This window comes from Streptomyces sp. NPDC001270, from assembly GCF_042896695.1.
Classification (GTDB): domain Bacteria; phylum Actinomycetota; class Actinomycetes; order Streptomycetales; family Streptomycetaceae; genus Streptomyces.
The window spans coordinates 190,234-211,069 of the sequence record NZ_JBIAXM010000014.1 but is presented as its reverse complement, the minus strand read 5'-3'; the positions used below and the strand labels follow the sequence as shown (position 1 = coordinate 211,069).

22 protein-coding genes and 1 pseudogene are annotated in these 20,836 nt (G+C 71.7%); 11 read left to right on the top strand and 12 right to left on the bottom strand.

Translation table 11 applies throughout. From position 1 onward, the window contains the following. The first annotated feature begins 17 nt into the window (after positions 1-17). From ACFY2B_RS24465 to ACFY2B_RS24450, 4 genes are all read left to right on the top strand, one after another. Entirely contained in the window at positions 18-890 is an 873-nt protein-coding gene (locus ACFY2B_RS24465) for a glycerophosphodiester phosphodiesterase (protein WP_390765201.1), read from the top strand. 87 nt (positions 891-977) lie between these two features. After that, positions 978-1,532, top strand: coding sequence for a methylated-DNA--[protein]-cysteine S-methyltransferase (locus tag ACFY2B_RS24460; RefSeq protein WP_390765200.1), 555 nt, complete (start codon positions 978-980; stop codon positions 1,530-1,532). A gap of 112 nt (positions 1,533-1,644) precedes the next feature. After that, entirely contained in the window at positions 1,645-2,553 is a 909-nt protein-coding gene (locus ACFY2B_RS24455; RefSeq protein WP_390765243.1) for a pseudouridine-5'-phosphate glycosidase, read from the top strand. Further along, on the top strand, positions 2,550-3,464 hold the full coding sequence (locus tag ACFY2B_RS24450) for a carbohydrate kinase family protein (RefSeq protein ID WP_390765199.1): 915 nt from the start codon (positions 2,550-2,552) through the stop codon (positions 3,462-3,464). Before ACFY2B_RS24455 ends, ACFY2B_RS24450 begins: the two co-directional genes overlap by 4 nt. 25 nt (positions 3,465-3,489) lie before the next feature. Here the strand turns inward: ACFY2B_RS24450 and ACFY2B_RS24445 are convergent, their stop codons facing one another. Both ACFY2B_RS24445 and ACFY2B_RS24440 read right to left on the bottom strand, forming a co-directional pair. Beyond that, complete coding sequence (locus ACFY2B_RS24445; protein WP_390765198.1) at positions 3,490-4,284, bottom strand: methyltransferase; 795 nt, start codon at positions 4,282-4,284, stop codon at positions 3,490-3,492. Positions 4,285-4,291: 7 nt separating this feature from the next. Continuing rightward, complete coding sequence (locus ACFY2B_RS24440) at positions 4,292-4,531, bottom strand: hypothetical protein (RefSeq protein WP_390765197.1); 240 nt, start codon at positions 4,529-4,531, stop codon at positions 4,292-4,294. A gap of 123 nt (positions 4,532-4,654) precedes the next feature. On the opposite strand from ACFY2B_RS24440, the gene corA reads away from it, so the two are divergent. After that, positions 4,655-5,782 carry a magnesium/cobalt transporter CorA gene (gene corA, locus ACFY2B_RS24435; protein ID WP_390765196.1) on the top strand — a complete coding sequence of 376 codons (1,128 nt, stop codon included), beginning with the start codon at positions 4,655-4,657 and terminating at the stop codon, positions 5,780-5,782. A gap of 27 nt (positions 5,783-5,809) precedes the next feature. Here corA and ACFY2B_RS24430 read toward each other — a convergent pair whose 3' ends face one another. Further along, the gene (locus tag ACFY2B_RS24430; protein ID WP_390765195.1) at positions 5,810-6,244 is read right to left on the bottom strand and encodes a CBS domain-containing protein; all 435 of its coding nucleotides are present in this window, start codon (positions 6,242-6,244) and stop codon (positions 5,810-5,812) included. A 157-nt stretch (positions 6,245-6,401) separates the two neighbouring features. Continuing rightward, positions 6,402-7,034 (bottom strand): uridine kinase, encoded by a 633-nt coding sequence (locus ACFY2B_RS24425; RefSeq protein WP_390765194.1) that lies wholly within the window; start codon positions 7,032-7,034, stop codon positions 6,402-6,404. Positions 7,035-7,829: 795 nt separating this feature from the next. Between ACFY2B_RS24425 and ACFY2B_RS24420 the strand changes: the two genes are divergently transcribed. From ACFY2B_RS24420 to ACFY2B_RS24410, 3 genes are all read left to right on the top strand, one after another. Continuing rightward, positions 7,830-8,525, top strand: coding sequence for a DUF2293 domain-containing protein (locus ACFY2B_RS24420; protein ID WP_390765193.1), 696 nt, complete (start codon positions 7,830-7,832; stop codon positions 8,523-8,525). A gap of 273 nt (positions 8,526-8,798) precedes the next feature. Beyond that, positions 8,799-9,278 (top strand): DUF1772 domain-containing protein, encoded by a 480-nt coding sequence (locus tag ACFY2B_RS24415; protein ID WP_390765192.1) that lies wholly within the window; start codon positions 8,799-8,801, stop codon positions 9,276-9,278. A gap of 184 nt (positions 9,279-9,462) precedes the next feature. Next, the gene (locus ACFY2B_RS24410) at positions 9,463-10,950 is read left to right on the top strand and encodes a glutamate synthase subunit beta (RefSeq protein ID WP_390765191.1); all 1,488 of its coding nucleotides are present in this window, start codon (positions 9,463-9,465) and stop codon (positions 10,948-10,950) included. A gap of 258 nt (positions 10,951-11,208) precedes the next feature. Here the strand turns inward: ACFY2B_RS24410 and ACFY2B_RS24405 are convergent, their stop codons facing one another. The 3 genes from ACFY2B_RS24405 to ACFY2B_RS24395 form a co-directional block, all read right to left on the bottom strand. Then, complete coding sequence (locus tag ACFY2B_RS24405; RefSeq protein WP_390765190.1) at positions 11,209-12,018, bottom strand: SAM-dependent methyltransferase; 810 nt, start codon at positions 12,016-12,018, stop codon at positions 11,209-11,211. Positions 12,019-12,119: 101 nt separating this feature from the next. Continuing rightward, positions 12,120-12,395, bottom strand: coding sequence for a DUF397 domain-containing protein (locus tag ACFY2B_RS24400; RefSeq protein WP_390765189.1), 276 nt, complete (start codon positions 12,393-12,395; stop codon positions 12,120-12,122). Further along, positions 12,395-13,255: a helix-turn-helix transcriptional regulator gene (locus tag ACFY2B_RS24395; RefSeq protein ID WP_390765188.1), complete on the bottom strand. Its 861-nt coding sequence runs from the start codon at positions 13,253-13,255 to the stop codon at positions 12,395-12,397. Before ACFY2B_RS24395 ends, ACFY2B_RS24400 begins: the two co-directional genes overlap by 1 nt. 210 nt (positions 13,256-13,465) lie before the next feature. Between ACFY2B_RS24395 and ACFY2B_RS24390 the strand changes: the two genes are divergently transcribed. The 3 genes from ACFY2B_RS24390 (at position 13,466) to ACFY2B_RS24380 (ending at position 16,846) form a co-directional block, all read left to right on the top strand. Beyond that, positions 13,466-14,116, top strand: a complete 651-nt coding sequence (locus ACFY2B_RS24390; protein ID WP_390765187.1) for an ATP-binding protein — start codon at positions 13,466-13,468, stop codon at positions 14,114-14,116. Between the two features lie 53 nt (positions 14,117-14,169). After that, positions 14,170-14,655, top strand: a complete 486-nt coding sequence (locus ACFY2B_RS24385; RefSeq protein ID WP_390765186.1) for a hypothetical protein — start codon at positions 14,170-14,172, stop codon at positions 14,653-14,655. 322 nt (positions 14,656-14,977) lie between these two features. Continuing rightward, positions 14,978-16,846 (top strand): ABC transporter ATP-binding protein, encoded by a 1,869-nt coding sequence (locus ACFY2B_RS24380; RefSeq protein WP_390765242.1) that lies wholly within the window; start codon positions 14,978-14,980, stop codon positions 16,844-16,846. Between the two features lie 133 nt (positions 16,847-16,979). On the opposite strand, the gene ACFY2B_RS24375 is transcribed toward ACFY2B_RS24380, so the two are convergent. From ACFY2B_RS24375 to ACFY2B_RS24355, 5 genes and pseudogenes are all read right to left on the bottom strand, one after another. Next, positions 16,980-17,624: a DUF899 domain-containing protein gene (locus ACFY2B_RS24375; protein ID WP_390765241.1), complete on the bottom strand. Its 645-nt coding sequence runs from the start codon at positions 17,622-17,624 to the stop codon at positions 16,980-16,982. Positions 17,625-17,735: 111 nt separating this feature from the next. Continuing rightward, positions 17,736-18,902 (bottom strand): cytochrome P450, encoded by a 1,167-nt coding sequence (locus tag ACFY2B_RS24370; protein ID WP_390765185.1) that lies wholly within the window; start codon positions 18,900-18,902, stop codon positions 17,736-17,738. A gap of 24 nt (positions 18,903-18,926) precedes the next feature. After that, positions 18,927-19,250 (bottom strand): transposase, encoded by a 324-nt coding sequence (locus ACFY2B_RS24365; protein WP_390765184.1) that lies wholly within the window; start codon positions 19,248-19,250, stop codon positions 18,927-18,929. Further along, positions 19,247-19,897: a transposase gene (locus ACFY2B_RS24360; RefSeq protein ID WP_390765183.1), complete on the bottom strand. Its 651-nt coding sequence runs from the start codon at positions 19,895-19,897 to the stop codon at positions 19,247-19,249. Before ACFY2B_RS24360 ends, ACFY2B_RS24365 begins: the two co-directional genes overlap by 4 nt. Before the next feature lie 589 nt (positions 19,898-20,486). Beyond that, a pseudogene (locus ACFY2B_RS24355) lies at positions 20,487-20,651 on the bottom strand (nucleotidyltransferase domain-containing protein); the annotation flags it as partial. Positions 20,652-20,836 lie beyond the last annotated feature (185 nt).

The window sequence follows — 20,836 nt, the reverse complement described above, 5'->3', positions numbered from 1 at the left end:
GGACGTGAGGAGTACGCATGCGCGTGCGCGCGATTGCCGCCACGACCACCGCGCTTCTGGCGGCCGCCGCCCTGGTCACCCTCGCCCTCGGCGCACGGGCCGGCGGCGTCGGCGGCCAGGTCACGGTCGTCGCCCACCGGGGAGCCTCCGCCTACGCGCCGGAGAACACCCTGCCCGCCGTCGACGAGGCGGCCCGAAGGGGCTTCACCTGGGTCGAGAACGACGTGCAGCAGACCAGGGACGGCGAACTGGTCGTCCTCCACGACGACAGCCTGACGCGGACCACGAACGCCGAGGAGGTGTTCCCCGGCCGGGCCCCCTGGAAGGTGAAGGACTTCACCGCGGCCGAGATCGCCCGCCTGGACGCGGGCAGCTGGTTCAAACCCGCGTACGCGGGCACGCGCGTGCCGACGCTCAAGGAGTACATGCGCCGGGTCGAGCACGACCACGAGAAGCTGCTCCTGGAGATCAAGAGCCCCGAGCTGTACCCGGGGATCGAACGGGAGATCCTCAAACTCCTCGGCAACGAGGGCTGGCTCGACCCACGGCACGCCGGCCGACTCGTCGTGCAGAGCTTCAGCGCGGACAGCCTGCGGATCGTCCACGACCTGAGGCCGGGCCTCACGACGGGTTACCTGGGTGCGCCGCCGGTGGCCGAGCTGCCCGCGTACGCGGGCTTCACGGACCTGATCAACCCCGCCTACCGATCCGTTTCCAGCGGCTACGTCGCCGCCGTGCACGCCTGCGACGGGCCGCACGGCAGGCCGCTGGGGGTGTTCACCTGGACCGTGAACGACGCTCCCACCGCGCGGAAGGCCGCCTCCTACGGCGTCGACGGCGTCATCACCAACGAACCCGACCTGGTGCGGGAGGCGCTGAGCGCGCTCTGAGCCCGAGTTCTGAGCCCCACGCCGCGGAGCGGGGGCCCGGCGGGCCGACGACATGGCGTTGTCAGTGGCGGGCCGTACGGTTGGCGCATGGACAGCCATGGGCAGTGCGAGCAGCGGGTCGTGTGGGCCGTCGTGGCCACCGACATCGGTCCGTTGCTGCTGGCGGCGACCCGCGACGGCCTGGTCAACGTCGTCTTCCACGCCACCGACGCCATGCGTGACCGGGCCTTGGAGCGGCTCGCGACCCGGTTGGGCGGCGAGCCCGTCGAGGATCCCGGCTCGCCGCTGCTGACCGAGGCGATACGGCAGGTCGTCGACTACTTCGCGGGGAAGCGGCACGATTTCCGGTTGCCGCTGGACTGGTCGCTGGTCTCTGGGTTCAACCGGCAGGTGCTGCGCGAGCTGGCGTCCGGCGTCCCCTACGGCACGGTCGTCGGGTACGGCGACCTGGCCGGGCGGGTCGGCCAGCCGGGCGCGGCGCAGGCGGTGGGCGTGGCCATGGGCTCGAATCCGCTGCCCGTCGTCGTGCCCTGTCATCGTGTCGTGGAGAGCGACGGTGGCATCGGCGGCTTCGGGGGCGGGCTGGAGACGAAGCGGAAGCTGCTCGCCCTGGAGGGCGTGCTGCCCGAACCTCTGTTCTGAAGGTTCCGGGGCGCTTTCCGGCCGTGGTTCGTGGTTCCTGGGCTCGCATGCGTTTGTCCCGGGACGCGGATCGCCAGGTATGAGGGAGAACCGAGCGGCAGGAGGCGGACGCGTGGTGCTGGTGGTGTCGCGGGAAGTACAGGAGGCGATCGACGCGCGTCGCGCCGTGGTGGCCCTGGAGTCCACGATCATCGCGCACGGGTTGCCACGTCCGCGCAATCTGCGGGTGGCGCAGGAGCTGGAGGAGGCGGTCCGGCGGGAGGGAGCGGTGCCCGCGACCGTCGCCGTGCTGGACGGGCGGCCGCATGTGGGCCTGGACAAGGAGCAGTTGGAGCGCGTCGCGAACGAGGAGGGCATCCGCAAGCTGGGCCATCGCGACCTGCCGCTCGCCGTGGCGGCGGGGGCGAGCGGGGCGACCACGGTGTCGGCGACCGCGCTGCTGGCGGCCCTGGCCGGCGTCCGGGTGTTCGCGACAGGCGGGCTCGGCGGCGTGCACCGGCAGTGGACGGTGACGCAGGACGAGTCCGCGGACCTGGGTCTGCTGGCGCGGACGCGGATCACCGTGGTGTGCGCAGGGGTGAAGTCGATCCTGGACGTTCCGGCCACCTTGCAGCGTCTGGAGACACTGGGCGTCGCGGTCGCCGGGTACGGCACGGACCGTTTCCCCGGTTTCTATCTGTCCGATTCCGGACATCCCGTCGACTGGACGCTGCACAGCCCGCAAGAGGTGGCTCGGGTCATGCGGGCCCAGGACTCGTTGGACGGGCCGGAGTCGGCGTTGATCGTCGCGAACCCCGTGCCCGCGGAGGAGCAACTGGATCCCGCCCTGCACGCGCGGGTGCTCGCCGAAGCGCTGCGCGCGTGCGAGGCGGAGGGGATCGCAGGCCAGGCGGTCACGCCGTTCCTGCTGGACTACCTGGTCCGGCACACCGACGGTGCCTCGTTGAGCGCCAACCTGGCGGCCGTCCGTGGCAATGTGCGGCTCGCCGCGCGGATCGCCGCGGCGTGGGCCCGGGGGTGAGCGCCGGCCGGGCGGGAGCACTGCTGGTCGTCGGTGACGTCGTCACCGATGTCGTCGCACGGCACCGGGGACCGCTCGCACCCGGCACCGACACGGCGGCCGTGATCCGGACGCTGCCCGGCGGCGCGGGCGCCAACGTGGCCTGCTGGGCTGCCGACGCAGGCTGCTCCGACGTGCGGCTGCTGGGCCGGGTGGGGGCGGACACCGCGGAGTGGCAGACGCGGGAGCTGCTGGCTGCCGGAGTGCGCCCGCGGCTCGTGCACGACGCGGAGGCGGCGACCGCGACGGTAATCTGCCTGGTGGACATGGACGCCGCAGCCGAACGCACCTTCCTCACGGACAGCGGTGCGTCGTTACGGCTCGAACCCGCGGACTGGTCGGACACCCTGCTCGACGGGGTCGCCCGGCTTCACCTGTCCGGCTATCTGCTGTTCTCGGAGCCGAGCCGGGCGCTGGCGGCGGTGGCGCTGCGGGCGGCACACGCGCAGGGCGTGCCGGTGAGCCTTGACCCGGCGTCGACGGGATTCCTCCGGGCCCTGGGGACGGAACGTTTCCTGGCGTTCGCCGAGGGGCTGGACGTTCTGCTGCCCAGCCGGGACGAGGCGTGCCTGCTGACCGGACTGTCTGATCCGGCGGACGCCGCGGCCACGCTGAGCCGCTTCGTTCCGCTGGTGGTCGCCAAGCAGGGCGCCGACGGGGCGCTGCTGGCCCGGTCCGGCGGCGTCGTCGCCCGCGTACCCGCCGTACCCGCGACGCCCCGGGACACGACGGGCGCGGGCGACGCGTTCACGGGCGCCTTCCTGGCCGCTCTCGTCGCGGGCGCGGGCGCCGAGGACGCTGCGGCGCAGGGATGCCGGGCGGGCGCCCAGGCGGTGGAGCTGGTGGGCGGCCGGCCACCGGCACGGACATGACCGCGCCCGGGCGACGGACCGCGGCTCACGCCTTGCGGCCCCATGCCGAGATCATCGGCGCCGTCGCCAGATCCATGCCGCCGCCGGCGACGTTGGCGAGGTGCTGATCGATGTCCTCGTCGGTGGCGAGTCCCGCGGTGACGAGCCGGTCCCGGATCTGCCGCACGGTGGCGGACTCCAGGGCCGCGCAGGCGGGCGAAGTGAGCGGGAAGTACGCGTCGGCCTGCACCTCGTGCAGGCCGGACTCGCGCAGCAGGCGTGGCAGCGTGCGGCCGTAGGCCAGATCGGCGCCGCGCTCGGCGAGCAGGCTGCGGAAGCCCTTCCGCAGCCGGTTGGCCACCTGCTGCTCGGGACCGGACTCGTCCGGGCAGATGAGCGGCTGGAGGGCCGGATCGGCGTCCTCGATCAGAAGCCGCCCGCCGGGCCGCAGCGCCTGGACCATCGAGCGCAGCGCCCGCTCCCGGTCCGGGACGTGGACGAGGACGAGCCGGGCGTGCACGAGGTCGAAGCCCTCTCCGGGCGGCTCCTCCGCGCCGACGTCGTGGACGCGCACCTCGACCGGCGCGCGGGAGACCTCGGTGAGGAGCGAGGTGTCGATGTCGGTCGCGAGGACCGTGCCTGTCGGGCCGACCTTCTTGGCCAGCCAGGACACCACGGAGGTACCGCCGGCGCCGACCTCCCAGCAGCGCCAGCCGGCTCCCAGCCCGAAATCGGACAGGTGCCGGAAGGTGGTGGGGTCGAAGAGGGTGGCGAAGGCGTCGAAGCGCTGCCCCGCCTCGGTCTGCTGGTTGTCGAGGAGATACCCGTCGGATCGCGTCATGCCGCGATCATCCCAGTTGTCCCACCTGCCGGGGACGGGCGACGCTCCGGCTCGACGAGTCGGCCGTGGCGGCCGTGGCGGCCGTGGCGGCCGTGGCGGCCGTGGCGGCCGTGGCGGCCGTGGCGGCCGTGGCGGCCGTGGCGGCCGTGGCGGGCGTGGCGGGCGTGGCGGGCGTGGCGGGCGTGGCGGGCGTGGCGGGCGTGGCGGGCGGAACGGCTGGTTCACAGCTGGGAGACGACTTGTCCACAGCCGGGAACCAAACGGAACAGTTCGTTCCCACAGGCTTGCCCGCACATTGCGCCGGGCTGGCAGACTCTCTGACCAAGACGCGGCAGCACGGCACGAGAAGTTCCATGCAGGGGGGATCCACATGTCCATGGCAGGAAATCTGCGCAAGGTCAAGGACCTGAGCAGGGTCGGTGGTCTGCGCAAGGTGGCGCGGCTGGCCCGGCGCCGCCCACGCGTCGACCTGAGCCATCCCGCCCGCTCGCCCCTGGGCTCCTCGGTGGTCAACTGTGTGACGTACCGGGACGGCATCCGGATCCCCGGCTGTGGCGACCTGGTGGACACCGTGGAGCGGGTGCGCAAGAACGGGGACGGGTTCGTCTGGCTCGGGTTGCACGAGCCGACGGACGACGAGTTCGCGGGCATCGCCGAGCTGTTCGACCTGCACCCGCTGGCGGTCGAGGACGCGGTGGAGGCCCATCAGCGCCCGAAGCTCGAACGGTACGGCGAGACGCTGTTCGCGGTGTTCAAGACGGTCTGCTACGTGGAGCACGAGGAGCTGACGGCGACCAGCGAGGTCGTGGACACCGGCGAGATCATGGTGTTCCTCGGCCAGGACTTCGTGATCACGGTCCGGCATGGCCGGCACGGCTCGCTGGGGCCGCTGCGTGAGGAGCTGGAGTCGGAGCCGCGACAGCTGGCCAAGGGCCCGGCGACGGTGCTGCACGCGATCGCGGACCACGTGGTGGACGAGTATCTGAACGTCACCGACGCCGTGCAGTCCGACATCGACCAGGTCGAGACGGATGTGTTCACGGAGAACGGGGCGCGGGCCGACCCCGGGCGGATCTACCAGCTCAAGCGTGAACTCCTGGAACTGAAGCGGGCGGTGGTGCCGCTGGCCCGCCCGGTCGAGGACCTCGCCACACGCCCGATCCGGGTGGTCGACCCGGAGATACAGGCGTACTTCAGGGATGTCCTCGACCACTTGATACGGGCCAAGGAACAGATCGCCTCTTTCGACGAACTGCTCAACTCGATCCTGCAGGCCCATCTGGCGCAGGTGACCGTCGCGCAGAACTCGGACATGCGGAAGATCACGGCCTGGGCGGCCATCATCGCCGTGCCGACGATGGTTTGCGGCGTCTACGGCATGAACTTCAAGCACATGCCGGAACTGGAGTGGCGATATGGCTATCCGCTGGTCATCGGGGTGATATCGGTCGCGTGTCTGGCGTTGTACCGCGGGTTCAGGCGCAACGGCTGGCTGTGACCCGCCCGGCGACGGGCATCAGGGGCGTCAGTGGAGGGACGGCGAGGTCCGGGCGTAGACGCTCTCGGTGAAGGCGGCGATCTGGTCGTCCTCCAGGTGCTCGGCGAGGTCGGCCTCGCTGATCATGCCGACGAGGCGCTTGTTCTCGATGACAGGCAGGCGACGGATCTGGTGCTCCCGCATCTCCTGGAGCACCTCGGTGACGTCGGCGCTCGCCTCGATCCAGCGGGGTGTGCCGTGGGCCAGCTGCCCTGCGGTGATCTTGGCGGGGTCGTGTCCGATGGCCACGCAGCCGACCACGATGTCACGGTCGGTGAGGATGCCGCAGAGCCGATCGTTCTCGTCGCTGATGGGCAGCGCTCCTACGTTCAGTTCGCGCATCAACTGGGCGGCGCGGTCGAGGGTCTCGTGGGCGGGTATCCACTGGGCGCCACGGTGCATGATGTCTCCGGCAGTGGTCATGGTGCACCTCCCGGTACCGGATGGGCCGGCGCGGCGCGGGAAACGCCGCTGGGTCCCGGCGCACTCATTGTCCCGCGCGCGGCCAGGTGTCCGCACCCGCAGGCGGCGCGGACCACCGGACGCCACGCGTGCCGTGGACGCGGCGGGGGAAGCGGGATCAGCCGTTCCAGGCGGGGCGCCGGGGGTCGTCGGCGCGTACCAGGATGTCGGCCGTCGTCGCGGGGTCGGTTTCGTCCGCGTACCGGTCGAAGGCGGGCAGCGTCCAGTGGTCCGTCTCGGAGGTACGGCGGCGCAGGGCAGCCGGAGAGAGGAGAAGGTGAACGGTCAGGTCGAAAGGAAACCAGTGCCGCAGGAGGAGGGGGCCGTGGAGCAACAGTATTCCGCCGGGCGGGAGTTGGACGTAGGAGCTGCGGGTCGCCCGGTCGGTCGCGGGGTCCCACAGGTCGGGCAGGACACGGCCGTCGCCGCCGGGTTCGAGCGGGCCGAAGACCTCACGCCACAGTGCCGCGGTGTCGAACCAGCCGCTGTAGTACGACTCCACGTCCCGGCGGCCGTGCTCCAGCCGGAGCGAGGCCGGACGCAGAAACCCTTCCGTGCCCACGACGAGCGAGGGACGCCCACGCACTCGCAGTGCCTGCGCGACCCGCTCCGCGAGGTCGCCCGGGTGAGCGGCCGGGGCGCCGTCGAAAGCGACGCGGGGCCAGGAGCCGCCGTCCGCGGGCCGCATGTCGAGCAGCCGCTCCGCCAACAGCTCGCCGAGCCGGTCCCAAGTGATCGCTTCGAGTCGCACGGCCCCATGATGCCGCGCGGCAGCGTGCGCACTGACGCGGGGCCGTCCGGAGCGGGACCGGCGGCCCGGCGCTCCGGGGCCGATCCGCCGACCGGGCTGATGACCAGCGCCGACCGGGCACATCGAGGCAGACCGGGGCCGACCGAGGCCAGTGCACCCGCGCCCGTGGGGTCCGGTTCCAGGCCCGCCTCCAACGGAGCGGCCGATGCCGCAACACGTCCGCCGTCCGGCGCCGGTGCCCGCTGTATCCGGGGCTTCCGGCGAATCGCGGAATCACCCGCTACGGCTACAGCGGTCAGGAGGGCCGTAGTGATCGCCCGGGGCCGCGGGGCGGAGCGTCGGCGAGCGGACTATCGAGCAGGTAGGCGGACGGTCGGGTGAGTAGCGAGCAAGCGGACGGGCGAGCAGGCGGACGGGTGGTGATGGACGATGTCGTGGCCGCCCCGGCGAGGATTCGGCGGTTCGCGTCGGCGCACGCGCCCAGGTCCAGAACCGCTCCATATGTACCGGGGCGGGGCCGTCATGTACCGGGGCGGGGCCGTCGGCCGGGTGATGGTCATGCCGAGCGGACGTCTGGAGGACGGTGGTGCGCGGACCGGACGGTACCGCGTCGGTGGGGAGCGGGTCCCCGAGGGTGACGTCCGGCTGTCGTACGCGGACCTCGCCGCGGCGGTCGCCGACGGGATCGGGGCCCCGCTGCGGCACCGCACACGGGTGTCGGTGTCGACTTCCGCCCGACCGCGGGCCGGCAGCGGCAGACGGGAGAACGGGGGTCCCGCGGGGAAGGAACGGGGTATGGCGCGCTTCGCAACCGACCTGTCCCACAACGGACTTGTCGTGATCCAACCGCTGCGGCGGAAGCAGTGCGGCGCATGCCGTCGTGGGCCGTTGTCGCTGCTCGTGTTCGAGGACGGGGTGCCGCACTGCCTCGACTGTGCCGACCTGGGCCATCTGGTGTTCCTGCCGCGCGGCGACACGGCGCTGACGCGCAGATCGAGGGAGGAGAGCGGGCTGTCGGCGGTGGTGGTCCGGTTCAACCGGCGCAGGAGCCGGTACGAGCGGCAGGGCGTCCTGGTCGAGGAGGCGGCTCTCGCCCGGGCGGAGGAGCGATGCCTGGCCGACGCGGAGGCGCGGCGGCGGCGCCGGGCACGGGACGCACAGCGTCGGGCGGTCCAGGACGCGCGGTTCGCCGAGGAGTTCGCGGCGGAGATCCGGCGGCTTTTCCCCGGGTGCCCGGCGGACCGGGCGGAGGCGATCGCCGCACACGCGTCGGTGCGGGGCAGCGGCCGGGTGGGGCGCAGCGCGGCGGGGCGGGCGTTGTCCGAGGGGGCCGTGGTGTCGGCGGTCGTGGCGGCCGTGCGGCATCTGGACACGCCGTACGACCGGCTGCTGATGAGCGGCGTGGCCCGGTACGAGGCGCGACGGCGGATCACGCCCGCCGTGGACACGGTGCTGTTCGGGTGGCGGGAGGCAGCGACGGACGTGGGGTGAGGCCAACCGGACCAGGCCCGCAGACCGCGTCATCGGACCGGACTCGCAGACAGGACCGGCAGACGGGACCCGCCGACGGACCGGCGGACGGAGCGGCGGATGGACCTGCGGACGGAGCCTGACGCTCGCGAGGGTGCCGGCGAGGGCCCTCGTGTGTCCGGTGGTGAGCGCGGTTCAGTCATCGGGCGATGATCGCGGTTCTGTCGGGGGAATGCACTGAAGTGACGGAGAGCGCCGGGTGAGCCCGGTTCAGGGGGGGGGAGCGTTGTGTACATGATCGATGGACCGTACTTCGTACTGATCGTGGCGGGGGTGCTGGGCACCGGGGTGGTGGCCGGGGTGTTCTGCGGGTTCTCGACGTTCGTCATGCGCGGGCTGGCCGCGCTGCCGCCCGCGCAGGGGGCCGCCGCGATGAACGCGATCAACGTGTCCGCGGTGACCCCCGCCTTCATGCTGGTGTTCGCGGGGACCGCGGTGCTGTGCGCGATGATCGCCGTGGTGACATTCGTGCTGTGGCCGGACGAGGGCAAGGTGGAGCTGCTGCTGGGCAGCGCGCTGTTCCTGTTCGGTTCGTTCGGGCTGACCCTGGTCGCCAACGTGCCCCGCAACGACGCCCTGGCCAGACTGGAGCCGGGTACTCCGGAGGCCACCGCCTACTGGCCGACGTACGTACGCGAATGGACCATGTGGAACCACGTTCGTACGGTCGCCTCGGCGGCCGCCGCGGTGGTGTATCTGCTGGCGCTGAGCTGAGCGTCGCGCGGTGGGTTCCTGGCAGATCAGAGTGCCGGAGGCGGTCGGGGCGGAGGGCGGCTCGGGGCCCCGGGAAAAGCGCCGTCGGCGGCTCTGCGCAGGGGGCCGGGGAGACGTATCGTGGCCGAAGGAACGCCACCCGACGACGCATGGCCCGTCGTACGCGCAGGCAAGGAAGACGACCATGGCCGATCCCAAGGGTTTCATGACCACGCCGCGCGAGGAGTGGCCACGTCGGCCCGTCGAGGAGCGGGTCCGGGACTGGGCCGAGGTGTATGTCCCGGGGGCGCTGTTGCCCATCATCAGCAAGCAGGCCGACCGGTGCATGGACTGTGGCATACCGTTCTGCCACGACGCCTGTCCGCTGGGGAACCTCATACCCGAGTGGAACGACCTGGTGTCGCGCGAGGACTGGCGGGCGGCCGGGGACCGGCTGCACGCCACGAACAACTTCCCGGAGTTCACGGGACGGTTGTGTCCGGCGCCGTGCGAGGCGGGATGCGTGCTCGCGATCAACCAGCCGGCGGTGACCATCAAGAACGTCGAGTGCGCCATCGCCGACCGGGCCTGGGAGGAGGGCTTCGCACCGCCCCGGCCGCCGGACCGGCTGTCCGGTCGGACGGTCGCGGTGATCGGGTCGGGGCCCACGGGACTCGCCGCGGCACAGCAGCTGACCCGGGCCGGGCACACGGTCGCCGTGTACGAACGGGACGACCGGGTCGGCGGGCTGCTGCGGTACGGCATCCCCTCCTTCAAGATGGAGAAGCGGCATCTGGAGCGGCGGCTGGAGCAGATGCGGGCCGAGGGGACCAGGTTCCGTACGTCCACGACGGTCGGGCGGGACGTCGGGGCGGACGAGTTGCGGGCACGGTACGACGCGGTGGTGGTCGCCACGGGGGCGACTGCGTGGCGGGAACTGCCGGTGCCGGGGCGGGAGTTGGCGGGGATCCATCAGGCGATGGAGTACCTCCCGTTGTCCAACCGGGTGGGCGAGGGCGACCTGGCGGTCTCGCCGCTGTCCGGGGCGGGGAAGCACGTCGTCATCGTGGGCGGCGGCGACACCGGCGCCGACTGTCTGGGCACCGCGGTGCGGGACGGCGCCGCGTCCGTGACCCAACTGGACATCTATGCCCAGCCGGGCGCCGAGCGGGACGAGGACGCCGAGCCCTGGCCGACGTATCCGAAGATCTACCGGCTGTCGGCCGCGCACGAGGAGGCGCGCGATCTGGTGACGGCACCGGCGGCGGACGCGGACGCGCGGCTGTTCGCCGCATCGACGTTGCACTTCATCGGGGACGACAGCGGGCATGTGCGGGCGCTGCATCTGATGGAGGTGGACACGGCACGACGGGCACGGCCGGGTACCGGGCGGACGTTGCCGGCCGACCTCGTGCTGCTCGCTCTCGGCTTCTCCGGGCCCGATCGGACGGACGGGCTCGTCGATCAGCTGGGGGTGGCGATGGCGCCGCGGGGGACGATCGCGCGGGATGTCGGTTTCGCCACCAATGTCCCTGGCGTGTTCGCCGCGGGGGACGCCGCGCGCGGGCAGTCGCTGATCGTGTGGGCCATCGCGGAGGGGCGGGCGGTGGCGGCGGCGGTCGACCGGTATTTGACGGGGAGTTCGCAACTCCCGGCGCCGATATCGGCGTACGACCGGCCGATGACCGTGTGAGGTCCGGGCCCTGCCGACCACGGCGTCCCGGTCGGAACGGGCGGTCCGGCAGGCGGTCCGGCAGGCGGTCCGGCAGGCGGTCCGGCAGGCGGTCCGGCAGGCGGTCCGGCAGGCGGTCCGGCAGGCGGTCCGGCAGGCCAGGGTGGCCGCCGGACCGCCGCCGATGCGGCCGTTCAGTCAGAGCTCGGCAGAGTTCGTGCAGGCTTCCTCAGAGCTCGTCAGAAAGTGCCGGGGGTTGTCGGTGGCCACCGGTGGTGGTCAGGGCTTGCGCCCCACCGCCCCGTATCCGGGGATGACGCCGTCGTCCTGACCGGCGACCGGTTCACCCAGTTCGGGGTGCCACTTGTGGACGATCTCGACCCCGGGTTCGACCAGGTCCAGGCCGTCGAAGAAGGCGCTGAACTCCTCGCGGGAGCGCAGCGCGAGTGTCACGCCTGCCCCCTTGAGCTTCGCGGTGGCCGCCGCCGACTCCTCCGGGGTGAAGTCGGCGGTGGCGTGGGTCATCATCAGGTAGCTGCCGGAAGGGAGTTCCGACAGCAGCCGGCCGACCAGTTCGTGCGCGCCGTCCTCGTCGGAGACGAAGTGCAGCAGCGCGACGAGAGACAGCGCGACGGGGCGGCCGAGGTCCAGGATCGGCCTGGCCCCCTCGATGATGGCGGCCGGATCGCGCACGTCGGCCTGGAGGTACTCGGTGACACCGTTCGGCGTGCTGCGCAGCAGGGCCGCCGCGTGGGCCAGCACGATCGGGTCGTTGTCGCAGTAGACGACGCGGGCGTCGGGCGCGATCTCCTGGGCGACTTGGTGCAGGTTCGGCTCGGTGGGTATGCCGGTGCCGATGTCCAGGAACTGCCGTACACCCTGCCGGGCCAGCCAGCGGGTGGCCCGGTGCATGAACGCGCGGTTGACCCGGGCCATCACCGGCACCCGGGGTTCGAGTGCAAGCATCTGCCGGCCCATCTCCTCGTCGACGGGGTAGTTGTCCTTGCCCCCGAGGTACCAGTCGTACATGCGCGCGGGGTGTGGCCTGCTGGTGTCGATCTCGGTGGCCGTGCGGTCCTGCCCGGTCATACGGCACTCCATAAGTGTCTGACGCGGTGAATGATCAAGTCCGTACCAAGTCTGTGCCCATAGGGGGGAAGTCGAGTCAGATAAAAATCAACGAGCCGGGTTCAGGGCAGCAGGAAGTCCGCCTCACCTGCCTTCGCGCCCTCGATGAAGGCGGTCATCTCGTCCGAGGTGTAGATCAGCGCCGGCCCGTCCGGGTCGGTCGACTGACGGACGGCGATCCGGCCGTCGGCGAGCTTCATGGCTTCCAGACAGTTGCCTCCGTTGCCGCCGCTCCACGGCTTGTGCCAGCCCTCGCTGCCCAGCTCGCGCGCGGGCATGCCGTTGTAGATCCGCTGCCCGAAGAGCAGCGACTTGGGCTGGGGCTTGATACGTTCCATTACAACTCCTTGCGAAGATCCCGGAGGATCTCCTTGGTGCGATGTGCCGTGGCGGCCTGCGCCGCCATGCGGTCCATGACCTCAAGGTGGGTCGCCACCTCCGAGCGCGCGTCCAGGTAGACGGCGCCGGTCAGGTACTCGCTGTAAACCATGTCCGGCAATTCCGACACGGCGAATCGGAACAGCACGAAAGGCCCGAATGTGCCCGGATGGGGCCCGTTGGCATGCGGGGCGATCTGGAGGGTCACGTTGGGCAGTTCGGCGGCCTCAAGCAGCTTGTCGATCTGCGCGCGCATCACCTCGGGACCACCGACCGGGCGGACCAGGGCGGTTTCGTCCATCACCGCCCAGAATCGGGGCGCGTCGGTACGGGTGAGCAGGTCCTGGCGCCGCATGCGCAGGGCGACGTGGCCCTCGATGTCCTCGGGCTGGGCCTGCCCTATGGCTCCGGCCACCAGGACGCCGCGCGCGTAGTCCTCGGTCTGCAGCAGGCCGGGCACGAAGTGCGGCTCGTACGAGCGGATCAGGCTGGCCGCGCCTTCGAGGCTGACGTGCATCGAGAACCAGCCCGGCAGGATGTCGTGGAACCGCTGCCACCAGCCGGGCTTGTTGGCCTCCTCGGCCAGCAGCACGAACTGCTCGGCCTCGCCGTCGGTGACCCCGTACGCCTTCAGCAGGAGCTGGAGGTAGGGGATCTTGAAGGCGACTTCGGCCATCTCCATACGACGGACGGTGGCGGGGGCCACCCGGAGAATGTGAGCGGCCTCCTCGCGCTTGAGACCAGCGCGTTCCCGCAGGTCCAGCAGGCGCCGGCCGAGAACCACCTGGCCCACGGTCGGCGCGGACCGCGGTTCGCTCACCTTCCACCTCCACGTCTGCACACGCATGAATCCGGACAGCCCTGCGGCGCCATTCGAAGAAGCGATCGGTGATCCACTGAATCGCCGATGATCCGAACTGGCGCCGCCGGCCGTGCTGTTGCGAGCAGTGTGCCACGGCCCTCGACCGAGTCATACAGCACTCTGCAATTTTCATAGTGACACTTGCCAAGTGTTCACGGCGGGGCGATAGTGGCAAGCGTGATTCCGTCCGTGCCCTTAGGAGCAGAGGCCGCCGCAGACCGACCGGGTCTGAGCGCCGACGCCGGAGCAGCCGCAGGTCAGGCCACTGCCGAGCGCCGGTTCCGGTTCGAGCTTGCCGCACATCCGGGCTCCCCCGCCCAGGCGAGACGCCTGACACGGGACCGGCTGTCCGGCTGGTCGGTGTGCGCGGACACCTGCGACACCGCAGTCCTGGTGATATCCGAGCTGGTCACCAACGCGATCGTGCACACGGCAAGCGGGCGGGTGGTGTGCGAGCTGCACGACCACGACGACGTGCTGCGCATAGCGGTACGTGACGAGGGCTGCGCGCCCGGTACGCCCCACCCTTCCTCGCAGCGGTCGGAGGAGGAGCACGGGAGGGGATTGCTTCTCGTCGGCGCCATGTGCCGGGCCTGGGGCGCCCAGGAACACGGGCCGGGCCTGCTGGTCTGGGCCGAGCTGCCGCGTCAGGCCGACAGCGCCCCGGACGCGGACGATCCGCGCAACGACCTGGGCTGGGGTGCCCGCCCGCAGCCGGGCACCGCCCGCGGTCCCGGCGAGGAGGAGCGGGTGCGCAAGCAGTACCACAGGACGTCCGAGCCGGAGACACGGCAGTCTGTGAGGCGCGAATGGCGGTGAGCGGTGTCCCCCAACCCGATCAGGTACGCGGTCTGTCCGGTCAGACGTACGGCATGTCCGGTCAAGTGAACGGCTCATCCGGTCACGGAGGCGGCCGGTCCGGTCCAGTGCGCGGCCAACCCGGCCAGGTGCGCGGCCTCGACACCCTCGTGCGCCTGCAGCGTGAGCAGCGTTCGCCGGGTACCACCGGTGCCCTCGGGCCGCTCGCGCTGCCCGAGGGCATGACGACACCCCTGGGCTGCGACGCGGTCGCGGTGCCCGCCCGGTTCGGGCCGCTCGTCGTCCCGCGGCTGCCGCGGCTGGGCTGCGTGTACGCCGACGGGTCGCACTGGTGGTGGATCGTGCCGTCAGACTCCGACTACGCGCTGGTCTGGCCGGCCCCCGTGCGCTATGCGCCGGGCGCGCGCCTCCCCTCCACCACCCGCCTCATCCACCGGCCGGACGACACCGTCCCGTACACCCCGCCGATCCCGCTCTACCTGGCCCTGTGCCGGGTGACGGGGACCACCCCGGACTGGTCCCGCCGGCTCAGCGCTTAGCCGCCGGCGGCACGGCCCGCTCGGCGTGCAGCCGCCGGTCCGGCTCCGGATCCGGACGCAGGCCGCCGCGATCCGCCGGACGCGCGCCCGCCCCGGCCCGCCCCGGCCCGCCGAGACCCCGGCCGCGGTGTGCCCGCGGCAGCGTACGCCCGCGTGCTCCCTGTCTCCCTGTTCGCGCTCTGCCCGGCGGCGGACGGTCCCGCGATAGTGGCCGTCCGTCCATGTCCGGGGGAGGTCGTCGGTGGGAAAGACGCGCGATCGGATCACACCGGAGGTGTCCGATTCGGAGCGGCTGCTGTTCGGCGGGCCGCTGCGCTACGACATGGGATGGAACCAGCACCGGGACGCCTTCCTGGAACTGGACTTCCGGGCGATGGTGACCCGGCTGCCCGGAATGCTGGCGTCCAGTTTCCGGCTGGCCAGGCGGGCCGACCCGCGCGCCGCGCGGACGGTGCTCGCCGCCGAGACGGGCCGGGGCGCGGCCCAGGCGGTCAGCCTGCTGGCCGTCAACAGCGTGCTGGGACAGCTGATCGGCACAGGCCCGATCGAGGAACGGCTGCGCGGCGCCCTGCCGGCCCTGATCGCCATGGCAGCGGTGACGCTGGTGGCCGCACTGCTGCGGGCCGCGTCGACGTACGCGACCGGCCGCCTGGAACCCAAGGTGGAACGGGTGGCGACCGAGCTGTACCTGGAGCGGGCGGCGGCCGTGGAACTGTCCGCCATCGAGGACCACGCCTTCCACAAACTGCTGGACACCGCGCAGTACGGCGCCCAGTCCGCCCGCCGCATGATCATGTACGGGACGCGGGTGGTGAACGCGGCGATCTCGCTGATCGCCGCGGCCGGCGTGCTGACCGTGCTGCACCCGGCACTGCTGCCGCTGCTGATCACCATGACCCTGCCCAGCGCGTGGGGCGCGCTGACCAACGCCCGGCGCCGCTACGAGTCCTTCCACACCTGGGTGCAACACGCCCGCGCCGGACATCTCATCGCCAATCTGCTCACCGAGCCGGAGGCTGCCCCCGAGATCCGTGTGCACGGCGTCGGCCCGTTCCTGCTGCGGCACTTCCGGGACATGTCGGAGACCGCGGAGGCGGAGCAGGAGCGGCTGGCCCGGCTGGCGGCCCGCACCGGCCTGATCGCGGCGGCCTGGACGGGCCTCGCGACGGTGGCGACGTACGCGACGCTGGGCGGGCTGCTGCTGACCGGCGCGATGGCGCTGTCCGTGGCGGGCACGGCAGTGATCGCCATCCGCACAGGCTCCGCGAGCCTCGACACCCTCGTCCTGGAGATCAACCAACTGCACGAGGAAGCCCTGTTCGTCGGCGATCTGCAGCGGTTGTACGTCGAGGCCGCCGAGCGGGCGATCCCGGTCGGCGGCCGGCCGCTGCCCGAGGACCCGAAGGAGGTCCGGTTCGAGAACGTCACGTTCAGCTACCCCGGCGACGCCGCCCGGCCCGCCCTCGACGACGTCACGCTCGCGCTGCCGCTCGGCAGGATCGTGGCACTGGTCGGCGAGAACGGCTCCGGCAAGACGACCCTGGTCAAGCTGCTCGCGGGCCTGTACAAGCCGGACGAGGGCCGGATCCTGTGGGACGGCGTGGACGCGGCGACCGCCGACCGGCACGACCTGGCCGAGCGGATCGCGATGGTGGCGCAGGACTTCAAGCGGTGGCCGTTCACGGCCCGGGTCAATGTGGCCGTCGGGCGTTCCTCGGCGCCCCTGACCGAGGAACGGCTCGCCGCGTCGGTCGCCGAGGCGGGCGCGGAGGAGGTGGTCGCCGATCTGCCGCACGGCCTGGACACGCTGCTCGCCCGGAACTTCAGCGGCGGGCACGAACTGTCCGGCGGCCAGTGGCAGCGGCTCGGCATCGCCCGCGCGGCGTACCGGCGCGGGCGCATCCTGATCGTGGACGAACCGACGGCTGCCCTGGACGCACGCGCCGAACTGGAGGTCTTCGAGAAGATCCGGGCACTGGCGGGCAGCGGTCAGACAGTCGTCCTGATCACCCACCGGCTGGCGTCGGTGCGCCACGCCGATCTGGTGCACGTCCTCGAACACGGCCGGCTGGTGGAGTCCGGCACCCCGGACGAACTGCTCGCCCTCGGCGGGGTCTACGCCGAGTTGTACGGGCTCCAGGCGGAGCAGTTCACGACGAAGCTGCCCACGCCCACCGTCCCGGGTCAGTAGCCCGCGGTCCGCGGCCCGGGTCAGCAGCCCGGTGACCTGGGCCGGTAGCCCACTGTCCTGTCCGAGGTCGGCTGCCCGCTCGGCGGCCCGGGTCAGCAGCCCACGTCCCAGGTCGGTGGCCCGCCGTCCCGGGTCAGTAGTCGTACTCGTCGTGATAACGGACGCGGTCACTGCCCTCGGGCGTGCGGCCGAGCGCCGTCAGATCCAGCAGGCTGGGGACGGAGCCCAGCCCGTCCAGCCCGTCCTCGTACGCCGAGTAGGTGTGGAAAACCCGGTCGTACTCCCGCAGGAAGCAGCTGATCCCCGGCCGTTCGACGAGCCGCCCCTCCCTCTCCAGGGTCACGTCGAAATCACGGTTGAAGTCGCTGTCGTACGACGAGAGCCAGGGCAGCGTCCAGCCCATCCGCGCCTTGAACGGCAGGATCCGGGTGAACGGTGCCCGGGACACGGCCGCGAACGACGTCCCGCGCGCGTGGAGGTGCGCCAGGTGTCCGACCTGGTCGAGGAATGCCGAGCAGTTGGGGCAGCCCGCGTCCCATTCGGGCGCGAACATGAAGTGGTACACGATGAGCTGGAGCCGTCCCTCGAAGAGGTCGAGCAGCGTCGCCTTGCCGTCGCCGCCCTCGAAGAGGTACTCCGAGTCGATCTCGACCACGGGCAGCGCGCGCCGCTCCGCGTTGAGCACGTCACGCGCGCGGGTGACCGCCTTCTCCTTGGCGAGCAGATCCGCCCGCGCCGCGCGCCACTGCTCACGCGAGACGACCTCCGGTAACCGCATGAACTCCTCCTGTACGACGGCCACGACGCTGCCTTCCCAGTGGTGACCGACGGGCGGGGCGGAACTCATCGCCGCGCGGGAAATTTTTTTCGCAGCCCGTGTTCCCTGAGGTCAGTAGGTCACGGGGAGCGCGACCAGGCCACGCGCGCGTAGCGACCGGCGCCGGCGCAACTCGCCGTCGCCGAGTGCGAGATCCGGGAACCGTTCCAGCAGCGCGGCCAGGGCGATCTCGGTCTCCACGCGGGCCAGCGGCGCGCCGATGCAGTAGTGGATGCCCTGGCCGAGAGCGAGGTGACCGGTGGCGTCGCGGCCGAGGTCGAGGCGGTCGGGGTCCGGAAAACGAGCGGGGTCGCGGTTGGCGGCGGCCAGCGACAGCCAGACCGTCTCGCCCGCGGGCACGGTCACCCCGGCGATCGTCACGTCCTCGACCGGGAAGCGGCGGATCGCGAAGAGGGCGGGTCCCTCGTAGCGGGCGAACTCCTCGACGGCGCTCGGCAGCCGGCCGGGATCCCGGCGCAGTTCGGCGAGTTGGGCGGGGTGGGTGAGGAGGGCGAGCACCGAGTTGCCGATGAGCTGCACCGTGTTCTCGTATCCGGCGAAGAGGATGAGGAAGGCGAGGGACATCAGCTCGTCCTCGCTCAGCCGGTCGCCCGCTTCACGGACGGCGATCAGGTCGGAGAGCAGGTCGTCACCGGGGTCCGCGCGTTTGTCGCCGAGCAGCCGGGTGAAGTACCCCAGCATCGCCGCCACCGCCTCCTTGCCGGCCTGGGGCCGGGCCGGATCGGGCGCGACGAGGACGTCGGTCCAGGCCCTGAAGTCCAACCGGTGCTCGTCGGGGATGCCGAGCAGATCGCAGATGACGGTGATCGGCAGGGGCGCGGCGTAGGCGGCGACGAGGTCGGCGCTGCCGTGCGGGCCGAGCGCGTCCAGCAACGCGTCGGCGGTGCGCCGGATCGGTGCACGCAACTGCTGGACGCGGCGTGGTGTGAAGGCCCGGCCGACCAGTCGGCGCACGCGCGTGTGGTCGGGCGGATCCATGTTGAGGAGATTGGCGTCCAGCGCGGGCGGCAGGGAGAAACCCTTGTAGGTGCCCGCTGTGGCGTGCTGTTTGTCGAGCGAGAGCCGGGGGTCGGCGAGGGCGGTCCGCACGTCGTCATAGCGGGTGACGAGCCAGGCGGGGGTGCCGTCGGGGCCGGTGATGCGGTGGACCGGCGCACTGTCGCGCAGTCGGCGGTACACGTCGTAGGGGTGGTCGAGCAGGCCGTCCGCGAGATCCATGAGCTCCAGCCTAGTAGTGCTTCGTTAGGTTCTATTTCTGCTGGTTGGCAGGGTTCGACCGCAGGTGGTACAGATGCCGGTCCAGCACCTCAGCAGGTCGTGGAGCGTGTCGAGGACCTGGTAGAGGGTCAGGCCGGCGTCTGGGGGGCCGAGCCGCCTGAGCGTGAGGAAGGCTCGGGCCGCGGTGACGAGGGTGACATGGTGGTGCCAGCCGCGCCAGGTGCGGCCCTCGAAGTGGTCCAGGCCCAGGCCGTGCTTGAGTTCGCGGTAGTCGTGCTCGATCCGCCAGCGCATCTTCGCCCACCGCACCAGGTCGGCGATCGGGGTGGTGGCCGGCAGGTTGCTCATCCAGTATCCGGTCGGCTCCGACGCTGCGTCGGGCTGCTCAACCAGCAGAGTCCGCAACGGCAGCACCCCGTCCCAGCGGCTGCGTCCGCCGCCTGTTCCTGGGCGGTTCGGGTGGCTTCCTTTCCCGACGGCCTCACCTCAAGCACAGCGAAATGCGAGGTCATCACGCCTTTGCTGCCCTGCCGCCAGGTGACCTCCCGAAAGAGGGCGCCAGCCTCGACGAGACCGGGAAGCGGCCGGGCGGACTCGCGGTAACGAGACAGTGTGGGCGGCCCCAGCCCGCCGTAGTCGGGCTGATGAGGTCCGGCGGTGACGGGCCGGGCGATCTCCTTGGGATCCGCGGCCATCACGTAGGAACAGCCGCGTTCCTCCAGCTCGATCCGGAAGGAGACACTGCGGCCATAGCCTGCATCCGCCACGATCACCGGCACCACCAGCCCCTGCTCGGCCAGCTGGTCCAGCAGCCCCAGCGCCGGACGCATCTTGGACACATGCCCGACCTCATCAGGCACTCCGGCCCGGCGCCGCCGCAGCTGGTCGAGCGCGAGCTGCCGTGACCGACTCCTCGAAGAGGGCCTCGGCCCGCTCGATCCCGGCCACGAGAGCATCGCCGTCCGGTCCGTCATCGCGCACGCCGTTTGACCCATCAGCGTTTGACCCAGCCCCGAGCGGCCCGTCGCTGTGGGGCCCACCGTCGTGCAGCCTGGTCACGATGTCGTCGACGGCGCGCAGTCCCGCCCGCTCCAGCAGCCGTTTCTCGTTGGTCACCCATTCCCCGCGTGCCGCCAGCACCGCGTGGGCGCTCTGGGCGGCGGCCACGGCGAGGGCGCCTGCGACCTCGGTGAGACGGCCGTGCGGTGCGTGGTTGGCCTTGGCGTAGCCGAGGGTGGCGCGGGCGGTGGCGTACCAGTGTTCGGGAGCCGTACGACGCAGCTTCGGTGGATAGGCCCCGAGGCGCGGCAGTTCACCTCGCAGCACCGTGTTGACCGCCAGTTCGGCGACGACCAGGTAGCTGGGGATCCCGGCGAGGTGAAAGAGCAGCGGCTCCACTCGGAAGCGGCCTTCCCGCGCCTCCGCCAGTTCGTGTTCGACCACGGCCAGATCGCGGTAGTGCACGTCGACGCGACGGCCGTCGACGGTCAGCCAGGCGCCGCCGTTGAACACCCCGCCGCCCCAGCCGCCGATCTCCGACACCTCGCCGGGCCAGCCGAGTGCGCGCAGGTCGGCGGGGTCGAAGTGGCCTCGGTAGTAGACGGCGAGGTCCCAGTCGCTGTCGGGACGGTGGGTTCCCTGGGCCCGGGAGCCGCCGAGGGCCACGGCACACACACCGGGGAGCGCGGCGAGGCGGTCGGCGGTGGTGTCCAGGAAGGTCTGATCGGATTGGTCGGGCTGGGACAGCATGAAAGCGGCTCCGGCGGGTGGGGCAGAGGTGGGGTACGCGGCGGTACGGGGTGGTGCGAGATGAGGTTGGGTGGGGTTGCGTTGGGCGTGGTGGGGTGGTTCGGCGCACAGGGGTGGAGGCTTGTGTCGCGGCGGGATGCGGTACAGCCCGGTGTGGGCGGTGCGATGGAGATGGAGGTCGCGGG